This window comes from Streptomyces sp. NPDC046712 (assembly GCF_040645695.1).
Lineage (GTDB): Bacteria > Actinomycetota > Actinomycetes > Streptomycetales > Streptomycetaceae > Streptomyces.
In genome coordinates, this window is record NZ_JBEYYW010000025.1 from 125,553 (window position 1) to 134,852 (window position 9,300).

Consider the following 9,300-nt stretch of genomic DNA (forward strand, 5'->3'; position numbering starts at 1 on the left):
TGGCGAGAAGAAACGTCGGGGCGGTCGCCTGACGGACCGTGGCTCAGTGCTGCGGAACGACCTGGAGGAAGGTGTTGTTGAACCAGGCCTGCAGGGCGCTGTTGGTGGTCCTGTAGTAGGCGGTGACCGTGTAGGTGGCGCCCGCCGTCAGGGTGTGCAGACGCTGGGTGGTGGAGACGGAGATGTTGCCGGGGGACTGGCAGACCACCGCGAGCGAGTCGCTGGTGTCGCGTTGGACGGTCGTGCCCTGCATGACCCTCACGCTCATGAAGCCGGCACCGGAACCGGTGCCGACCAGCTGGATCCGCGTCCCGAAGGTGAGGATGGCCTGCCGTGAGCCCGGGGCGACGAAGGTGACGGACAGCGCGGCCCGGTCGGTCAGCGTGCTCACCCAGGTCGTCGAGGTGGTGTAGCTGGCGGTCAGCGTGTCGTTGAAGTACGGACCCGGGAAGGCCGGGGCCCATGCCGAGCCGGTCCAGCGCTCGAGCCGGCCGCCCACGCCGTCCCGGTACTGGCCGGTGTACGTGCCCTGGGCGGAGGCGCTGACGGAGTTCGGGACGACGCCGCCGATGGCCTGCGGGTACGCCACCCACTTGCCGCCGTCCCAGCGCTGGAGCTGGCTGTCCGGGGTGTCCTGGTACTGGCCGGGGTAGGCGCCCGGCTGGATCGGACCCTCGACCGGGAGGATGCCGCCGACGGAGGAGACGGTGGTGCGCCGGTCCTTGAGGGCGGTGGCCCACGGGATGCCGCCGTTGCCCGCGCTGGCGCCGGCCGGGACGGTCACCTCGTAGAGCGGCAGGCTGCGCGCCGGCACCGGCTGGGCCTTCGGAGACTGCTCCGGGAAGCCCTGGACGATCTCGATGACGGCCTCGTTGCGGGTGCCCTCGTAGAGCTTGTCGTAGATCCGCAGCACGACGAGGTCGACCCGGTTGTACAGGGCGTCGCCGGGGGCGAAGGTGACGGTCTCGGAGGCCGGCAGGGTCACCGGGTAGGCGCCCTGGGAGATGTCGCCCTGGATGACGGCCCGGCCCTCGGCGACCGTCGCCGACATGGCGGACGCGTTCGTCATCCAGAAGCCGGACAGTCGGTACTTGCCGTCGTACGAGCCGGGCAGGATGCCGGAGCGGACCTGGACGGGGTTGAGCGGGTTGGTGGCGCCGATCTGGGTGAGCCGGGTGTCCTCGCGGGTCTGGCCGGTCTCGGCGACCCAGCTGCTGCGCAGGTTCATGGGGTTTCTCCGTTCGAAGGGTCGGTGGGCTGACGAGTGGTCAGGACTTGATCCACTCGGCGGTCAGGGTGCAGGCGTAGCCGGAGCCGCCGAGCGTCTTGATCGCCGCGGTGTGGCTCTGGTAGCCGGCCAGCTGGAGCGTGTTGCCGGCGGTGAGCTTGATCAGGCCCTGGCCGCCGACCGTGATGGCGCTGTTGCCCGCGGGGATCAGCCAGGTCATGCGCTGCACGCCGGAACCGTTGAGCAGGACGCGGGCGCCCCGGGTGCCGGTCTGGGCGTCGTTCGACCAGACGGCGTGTGCGGCGATCCGCCACCAGCCGGTGCGCGGCACGACGAAGGTGTCGGTCCCGTTCCAGCCGGCGGCGCTGTCGGCGTCGACGGTCGGCATGGTGATCACGGTCCAGGCGTTGGGCGGGATGCTCTGCTGCTGGGCCGTCAGGGTCTGCGAGACGCTGAGCAGGAGGGACGATCTGCCTTCCACGTACTGCCAGGCAGTGCCGTCCCAGCGCTGCAGGATCCCGCTGTTGTCCCGGTACTGGCCGGTGTAGCTGCCGGTCGAGACCAGGGAGCCGGGGGCGATCCCGCCGGTCGCCTTGGGGTACGAGACCCAGGTCGTGCCGTCCCAGCGCTGGAGCACCCCGGCCGCGTCCCGGTACTGGCCGATGTACGCCCCCTTGAAGCCGCTGGTCGGCAGGATGCCGCCGAGCGCCACCACCGGCCAGTGCTGCTGGGTGACTCCGCCGTTGGCCCAGGCGATGCCACCGGTGCCGGCGGAGGTGCCCTTCGGGACGCGGATCGTGTACAGCGGGATGGTGCTGCCCGGGCCGGGCGCCGGCGTCACGGGGGTGGCCTGTGGGGTGCCCTTGACGAGCCGTACGACGGCCTCGGTGGCGCCCGTACGGTCGTAGGTGTCGTCGACGACGGCGAGTTCGATCAGGTCGATCCGGTCGTACTGCGGATCACCGTCGGTGATCGTGATGATCTCCGGGGTCGTGACGGCCACCAGGTAGGCACCCTGGGCGGTGTCGTTGCCCTGCACGACGGCCCGGCCGGTGCCGATCGTGCATTGCATGGGGGCCGTGCCGGTCAGGAGCAGGCCGCCTGGCAGAACGCCCGGCCGGGAACGGAGCGGGGTCTCCTCGGGACTCTGGCCGCTGGGGGTGAGCAGGGCGGAGAGGGCGAGGCGGGTGTCCTCGCGGGTCTGGCCGATGGACTGGAGCCAGGCTGCCCGTACGGTCATGGGTTCACCTCTTCGTAGGGAGGAGTGGATCCGTCAGGAGCGGAAGGGGGCTCGGTCACCACTCGGCGCTGCGCCAGCGGACCGTCATGAGTGCTTCCGGGGTCGCCTCGTCGGGCCGGAACGACAGCTCCGTACGGCCCGGTTCGAGCAGGAACAGCTCCTCCGGGCTGGAGTCCGCCATGGCGGTGTGGCGGCGGGACGCGGTGTTGTTGAGCATGACCGTGCCGTTGGCGGTGTCGACGACCAGTTCGTCGCCGGCGGCCAGGTCGATCGCGTACCGCAGTCGGCGCTTGCTGACCCGCTCGGTGACGGTCGGCATGGAGCAGGGGCCGCGGAAGGTGATCACCGGGTGGGTGGCGGCGGAGCCGGCGTTCTCGGCGATGGCGTCGCCGGTGCTCGTCGCCTGGCCCCAGTCGAGCGGCCAGGTCAGCGGCCAGGTGAGACCCGACTCGGGCTGCGGGGCCGTGGTGGTGGCGAGCTGCTCGTCGACGACGTAGCGGCGTGGATCGGCCGCCAGCCACTGGATGGACATCTTGGAGGTGCCCTGGGTGGCGAAGCCCTGGTCGGCGGGAATCACGCGCTGGGCGATCCGCGCGCGTACGGCGAGCAGTTCGCCGTGCAGCTGTACGGTCAGCCAGCGCTCCTCGTCGAGCAGGGCGAGTGCCTGGCGCAGGGCACGGATGGCCTCGGGCGCCGCGTTGTACTCCGGCATCAGCACGATCGTTCCGCCGACCTTGCGCGGCTTGGCGTACCGGGAGCCCGGCCAGGCGCCGTGCGAGGTGGGGCGCTCGGCGTCGGAGGAGTCGTACTCGGGCAGGTCCTCCCAGCCGGTGAGGCCGGAGCGGTCGACGGCGAACGGGGTGCCGGGGCCGATGAGAAGCCCGGCCCACTGGATCTGCCCGTCCTGGGTGATCAGCGAGCCGGGCGCGACGTCGGCGGTGTAACCGTTTCCGGTGGCGTATGCGGTTGTGGTCTCGGCCATGGGGGCCGTCACCTCGCTTCTGATGGGGTGTCAGTGGTGGGCGGTCGCGAGGAACAGCAGATCCTCGGCGGTCGACCGGGGACCGGCACCGGGCTGCTCGTGGAACTCCCGTATGCGGTGCGGCGGTCGGGGTGCCTCGGTGAGGGCCGGGACGCGACGGTTCTCGAGCACGGTGAGCGGGTCGATGCGGGGGGCGTCGGCGGCGCCGGGGAAGACGACACCGCCCTCGGCGAGCATCGGGATCTTGTCGATGTCGACGCCGAACTTCTTGCCGAGGATGTTGACGCTGAGCTTGTTGAGCCCGTCGATGATCCAGTTGGCGAAGGCGATGAGGCCGTTGATCGGCCCCTTGACGACGCCGAGGACGGCGCTCAGAGCGCCCTTGATGAGGTCGCCCATGCCGCGCAGGGCCTTGCTCACCGCGTCCTTGGCGGTGCGGAAGAACCCGGGGAACTTGTCGGTGATGAACGACAGGATCGGTTTGACGGCGTTCTTGATCCCGCCGAAGGCCCGGGAGGCGATCCCGCGCAGTGCGGTGGAGGCGGAGGAGACGGCGGTACGGACCTTGGAGATCCCGCCGATGGCGGAGCCGATGACCTTCAGGGCCGTGGTGAACAGGGTCAGATAGGCCTTGAAGTAGGTTCCGACGGCCTTGCCGAGCGCCTTCATGATCGGCTGGAGGAACTTCCAGACCGCCTGGAAGCCCTTCAGCGCCGCCTGGAAGACCTGCTTCATGATCTTCTGGCCGGTCTTGGTTTGCATCGCGTACTCGATGAGCCAGGCGGCGACGGGTACGAGGATGCCGACGAGGAAGCCGATCGGGTTGGCCCGCATGGCGACGTTGATGCCGGTCATGGCGACCGAGGCGACCGTCATGACGACGCCGTACGTCTCCATCAGCTTGGTGATGACGTCGGTGATCGGCAGCAGCGGCGCCAGGATCGACAGGATGCCGCCGATCGCGGGGCCGAACTTCGCGGCGGCGGTACGCGCCTTGCCGGCGGCGGCGCCGAGCTTCTTGACGCCGGCGTCGGCCTTGGACCGCTGGATCTTGCGGACGGAGGTCGCGACGCCGGCGGCGGTGGTGCCGAGGGTGCGCACGGAGGTGCCGGCGGTACGCAGACCGGTGGCGAACCCGGCCACGCCGCCGGTCGCCCGCTGGACGTCCTGCTTGAGCCGCTTGAGCGAGTCGCCCGCCTGGCCGGCGCCCTGCCGCAGGGAGTCCATCACCGGAGTGACCGCCCTGAACCGCGGCATGGCGACTACCGCGGCACTCATCCGCGCGCCTTCGCCAGGTACATCAGCGCGTCCGCCGTCGACTGCGGGTCACTGCCCCGGGCCGCGTGGTAGTGCTCGATGTGCAGCCCGGCGCCCTTGCCGCCGCCGCCCTGGGCGTGCGCCGCCATGCGGGCGCGGCGGGCGGTGACGGCGAGCAGCCGGTCCAGCTTGGAGAGCGGGAGGACGGCCTCGGCCTCACCGGCCTCGGCGAGGATCGCCGGGACACCGCCGTGGCGGGGCATGACGACACCACCGGTGGCGAGCATGGGGATGGTCGGGATGTTGACGCCGAAGGTCTTGCCGCCGACGAGCGGCACCCAGCCGGGGACACTGACCTTGACCCCGTTGACGGCGCGGATCATCCGGTTGATCAGCCCGATGACGGCGTTGATCGGGCCCGACACACCGCTCTTGATGCCCTCGAAGGCCCGGGACGCGATGTCCTTGAGGCCGTTCCAGATGGAGGACATCTTGTCCTTGACGGCCCGGAAGGCGTTCGGGATCGCGGTCTTGATCCAGTTCACCACCGGCGTGATGACGGCCTTGATGCCGTTCCAGACGGTTCTGATGACCGTCCTGATCGCGTTCATGACCGTGGTGATGACCGTCTTCCAGATCTTCACGTAGGTCTTGATGACGGTGGCGACGGCCTTGACGACGGTGGAGATGGCCTTCTTGATGCCGTTCCAGACCGTCTTGATCAGCTGACCGGCCTTCTTCATGATCGGGCCGACGGCCTTCATGACCGAACTGATCACGGTCTTGATGGCGTCGAAGGCCTTCTTCAGGATCTTCTGCATCGTCTTCGACTGCAGAGCCATGTCGACGATCTTCTCGATCAGCGGCATGAAGAGTTCGATGAGGCGGGCGAGGAAGTTGCCCTTCATCGACTTGTTGAGCTTGTCCTGGCCCTTGGCGGCCTTGCCGGCACCGGACTCGTACTTGCCGAGCTTCTTCCCGGCGGACTCGGCGGTCCTGCCCGCCTTCGCCATGGACTTCTCGGCCTGGTCCGAGGCCGTCTTGAGGTTCTTGAGCTGGGTGTTGGAGCCCTGGGCGTTGGTCTTGAGGGTCTTGAGCTGACCGGACGCGGACTTGCCGGCGTCGCCGACCTTCTTGACCGAGGTTCCGGCGCCGGATGCCTGCGTCTTGAGGGTGCGCAGGGCGTCGGATGCCTTCCTCGTGGAGCTGGTGAGAGACACGGGTTACCTCCTTTCGTGGGGGTGGGGGTCAGAGCGCGGCGGCGGTTTCCTGGGCCTTGAGCTTGAGGGTGTTGAACGCCTGGGCCACGTCCGCGCCCGCGTTGGCGAGCCGTTCGGCGGCCCGGGCGGCCGACGAGAGGCTGCCGGCCTTGGGGAGATTCCTCGGGTTGAAGTGCCGCTGGGCGCTGGCGAGTTTGCCGGTCGCCGTGGCGACTTCCTTGATTTTGGTGGGGTTGGCGCTGGCCATGGCCGCGTTGAGCTTTTCGAGCTTGCGGGGGTCCGGCACCTTCTTGGGGTCGTAGTCCTTTACGGCCTCGACGAGCTTGACGGCCCCCTGGGCGACCTTGTCGATCTTCTCGGGGTTGGAGGCCGTGACGGCGTCGTTGATCTTCTGGACACCGCCCGCCGTCTTGGTCATCGAGCGAGCGCTCGGGAACTTGGCGACGGCCTTGTTGAAGTTGATGATCCGCCGGTTGATGTCGCCGAGCGCCCGCTTCAGGGGCTCCAGCGTCGCCGGGTCCGGCGGGTTGGCGAGGGTGCCGCCGCCGGCGGCGGCCTCCCGCCTGGTGACGTGGTCTCGGGTCTGGATGCCGAACCCGGTGCCCTCGTCGTTGCGGGCGATGATCCTGTCGCGGCGGAAGATGAATGCCTGGACGGCTCGGCTGATCTTGAGTGCCTGAGCCTGGAACGTGAGGATCAGGGCGCCGATCGCCAAGGGGACGAGGATGCCCGCGATGGCCGCTGCGAGGTACTCGCCCTTGTTCTCGTTGCCCTCGTGGAATTTCTCGACCGCAGCGCCGAGACCCTCCAGCCCGGCAGCCTCGAGAAGCTCGGACGACTTCTCCTTGTGGAGCTCGTCGTACATCTCCTTGAACCGCTCGATGAACTTCTCGGGCAGCTGTTGCTTGAGGAACCCTTCGGTGACCACCTTGGGCTCTGTGCCGATCAACTCGCTCTTGAGGCCCTCGAGCTTCTTGAGGATCTCCGCGTTCGTTGGTTCTGCCATGGGTTGCTCCGCTTCCGGCCGGTGACGGCCATGCGCCGAAAAGCCCCTGCCGGCATGGAACTTCGGCAGGGGCTCTTGCGTGGGGGCTGGCGGGCGGCTAGGCGTCGTCGTCCCGGCGGGAGCCGCGTCGCACCGTCGCGAGGGCGTCGTTCCAGCCCGCCGTGTACGCGAGGGTCTCGCAGCGGCTGACCTCGGCGTACAGCGTGCCGAGCAGCGCTCTCTTGTCGAGGGCGACGGGTCCGTCGAGAAGCCGGCGAAGGCGGTCGTGGAGCGGGATGTGCGGTCGCGATGCCTCGGCCTGCTCAGTCATGGACGCCTGCCTTCCGTTGCTTGCCCTTGCGTGCGTGGCGGCGCCGCGGAGTGAGGAGCGGGGGCACCACGTGTTCGAACTTCTGTGCGAATAGAGTTTGGAACACCTGTTCGGTGTTTGTCGAGCGCGAAACGCCTGACGATCCGTCTGCGAGCACAATCACAGCCGGGGTTGGACTGGATCCGAAGGTCTCCGTACGACCGGGTACGCTGGATCCACGTTCCCTGGACCGACCAATTCGGGGAGCCAAGGGTGTCGGGGGCGCGAGGGGACCCTGGGGGGCTGGAAGGCAGTGCTTACGCATGGACAGGGAGCCGGGCGCCAGACGCCGCGCGCAGACCATCGACTGGCTCGAGATGAATCCCGATCTGCCTCATCTGTTCGCGCGACTGTCCGAACTGGTCCACGTCGCCGGATACGCACCTGAGGACCTGGTGGTGATCTCCCGCGCCGAGATCGACCGGCGCGAGACGGCCGCCTTCACCGCCGGATGGGCCGAGGCCGTGTCGGAGGAACTCCCGCGAATACGCCGCGAGTACGAGAAGCGTGTCGCGGACGCCTACGCGCAGGGTCAACGTGACGCGCGTGGAATCCGCCGCCCCCAGCGGCGCGCGGAGGGGGGCGAGGACGGTGCGCGGGTCATCCCGCTGCCGTTCGCACGGTTCCTCGAACCGCCGGCCGTGGTGCTCCAGGCCGAGGAGCGAATACGCGGGGAGCGTCAGCTCCTCGAACAGCGGCCGGAGCCCGAACCGGGGCCCGATCCCGCTCCCGATCCGTATCCCGTACCGCGCCCCGACGCGGACCCGGAGCTTCAGCACGCGACCGCGCCGCCGGGCGACGAGGCGGCCTCGCGCCCTCGGGCCGACGAGCCCGCCCTCGAACAGAACGTGTCGCCGACCGCCCTGCCGACCGCCCAGGAGACCCGGACGCGCCGAACCCCGCAGCCGGTGCGGAAGGTCGTCCGCGGCAAGGGCGGGCGCCCGATCGTGCCGCCGCTCGGCGTTCCCGTACAGCACGGCTCCGGCGGCGACCGCCGGAGCACCGGGGCCGGTGAACCGGACTCGCGCGCGCAGGGGCGCCGGCTTTCGGAGCGGGCCAGGGCCCTGGAGGAGGAGTTCGTCGACCGAGCACAGGAAGCGCCCCCGGAGCCCGCTCCCTGACGGGAACGGGCTCCGGGGGCTGCAAGGGCATCAGCCGAAGAACCGGGCGAGGGCTCCGGGGGAGACCCCTTCGCCGGCGCCCGCCTCCGTCGGGTCCCCGTCCTGCTCCTCGCCGTCCTCGTCCGTGACACCTGGACGGGGAACGGGCTTCGGCGGCTCGGGTGTGTCGTCGTCCTCGCTGCTGTTGACGCACTGGAACATCCAGTTGGCGACGGCCAGATGGTCCACCGCCGCCGCGAGGAGATGGTCGGAGATCGACCACTCCGCGGCCTCCCCGTGGATCTCGCGCTGGACGGCGCTGTCCGCGGGCAGGTGCTTGATCAGCGTCATCACGCGCCGGCTGGAGAGTTCACCCCGGTGCCAGTCGAGGAGATCGGTGCCGTAATAGCGGAGGAGATCCGCCTCAAGGGCCTCGGCGTGTTCGTCGACGAACTCGACGAGGCTCAGTCTTCCCCCAGGCCGAGCCCGGTCTCCTTGCCGTAGGCCTCCAGGATGGCGGCGATGTCCTGCATGGTGATGTCGTGCTGCTCGAAGCGAGCGAACTGCTTCTCACCCATCAGGAGCGCGAGCAGGCCGTCCACGTCGTTGTCGTCGAGCTTGCGCAGTGCCTTGGCGGTCGCGCGGCTCAGTTCGGTCGGGAGGGTGTAGCTCTCGCCGTCCAGTTCGAAGGACCAGCTGTTGCCGGTGGCCTCCAGGCGCTGGGCGCGAGCGGCGTTGACGTCGAAACGGGCCATGGTGATGCGTACTCCTTGTTCGAGTGAGTGAAGAGGAGAGGGGCCGGGGCGGGACGGCGGTCCGCCGTCCCGTTCCGTAAGGGACGGGCCCCCGCCGGGAACCGGCAGACAATCAGGAGATAGACGTGATCCAGCAGGAGTCGCGACTGCGTGTCGCCGACAA

General features: G+C 69.4%; 10 protein-coding genes. 1 reads left to right on the plus strand and 9 read right to left on the minus strand.

Annotated features, from left to right (window positions below):
* Nucleotides 1-43 precede the first annotated feature (43 nt).
* The 7 genes from ABZ939_RS28310 to ABZ939_RS28340 form a co-directional block, all read right to left on the minus strand.
* Nucleotides 44-1,228 (minus strand): hypothetical protein, encoded by a 1,185-nt coding sequence (locus tag ABZ939_RS28310; protein WP_361861001.1) that lies wholly within the window; start codon nt 1,226-1,228, stop codon nt 44-46.
* 40 nt (nt 1,229-1,268) lie between these two features.
* On the minus strand, nt 1,269-2,468 hold the full coding sequence (locus tag ABZ939_RS28315; RefSeq protein ID WP_361861004.1) for a hypothetical protein: 1,200 nt from the start codon (nt 2,466-2,468) through the stop codon (nt 1,269-1,271).
* Nucleotides 2,469-2,523: 55 nt separating this feature from the next.
* Nucleotides 2,524-3,450 carry a phage tail protein gene (locus tag ABZ939_RS28320; protein ID WP_361861007.1) on the minus strand — a complete coding sequence of 309 codons (927 nt, stop codon included), beginning with the start codon at nt 3,448-3,450 and terminating at the stop codon, nt 2,524-2,526.
* 30 nt (nt 3,451-3,480) lie between these two features.
* Nucleotides 3,481-4,728: a tape-measure protein gene (locus ABZ939_RS28325; protein ID WP_361861009.1), complete on the minus strand. Its 1,248-nt coding sequence runs from the start codon at nt 4,726-4,728 to the stop codon at nt 3,481-3,483.
* The gene (locus tag ABZ939_RS28330; RefSeq protein WP_361861012.1) at nt 4,725-5,927 is read right to left on the minus strand and encodes a phage tail protein; all 1,203 of its coding nucleotides are present in this window, start codon (nt 5,925-5,927) and stop codon (nt 4,725-4,727) included. Before ABZ939_RS28330 ends, ABZ939_RS28325 begins: the two co-directional genes overlap by 4 nt.
* Before the next feature lie 28 nt (nt 5,928-5,955).
* A complete protein-coding gene (locus ABZ939_RS28335) occupies nt 5,956-6,933 on the minus strand; it encodes a hypothetical protein (protein ID WP_361861014.1) in 978 nt (325 codons plus the stop codon).
* Nucleotides 6,934-7,030: 97 nt separating this feature from the next.
* Entirely contained in the window at nt 7,031-7,243 is a 213-nt protein-coding gene (locus ABZ939_RS28340) for a hypothetical protein (protein ID WP_361861017.1), read from the minus strand.
* Nucleotides 7,244-7,545: 302 nt separating this feature from the next.
* Here ABZ939_RS28340 and ABZ939_RS28345 point away from each other — a divergent pair, with 302 nt between their 5' ends.
* On the plus strand, nt 7,546-8,403 hold the full coding sequence (locus ABZ939_RS28345; RefSeq protein ID WP_361861020.1) for a hypothetical protein: 858 nt from the start codon (nt 7,546-7,548) through the stop codon (nt 8,401-8,403).
* Between the two features lie 30 nt (nt 8,404-8,433).
* Here the strand turns inward: ABZ939_RS28345 and ABZ939_RS28350 are convergent, their stop codons facing one another.
* Nucleotides 8,434-8,733: a hypothetical protein gene (locus ABZ939_RS28350; protein ID WP_361861023.1), complete on the minus strand. Its 300-nt coding sequence runs from the start codon at nt 8,731-8,733 to the stop codon at nt 8,434-8,436.
* A 113-nt stretch (nt 8,734-8,846) separates the two neighbouring features.
* Complete coding sequence (locus ABZ939_RS28355; RefSeq protein ID WP_361861026.1) at nt 8,847-9,137, minus strand: hypothetical protein; 291 nt, start codon at nt 9,135-9,137, stop codon at nt 8,847-8,849.
* Between the last annotated feature and the right edge of the window lie 163 nt (nt 9,138-9,300).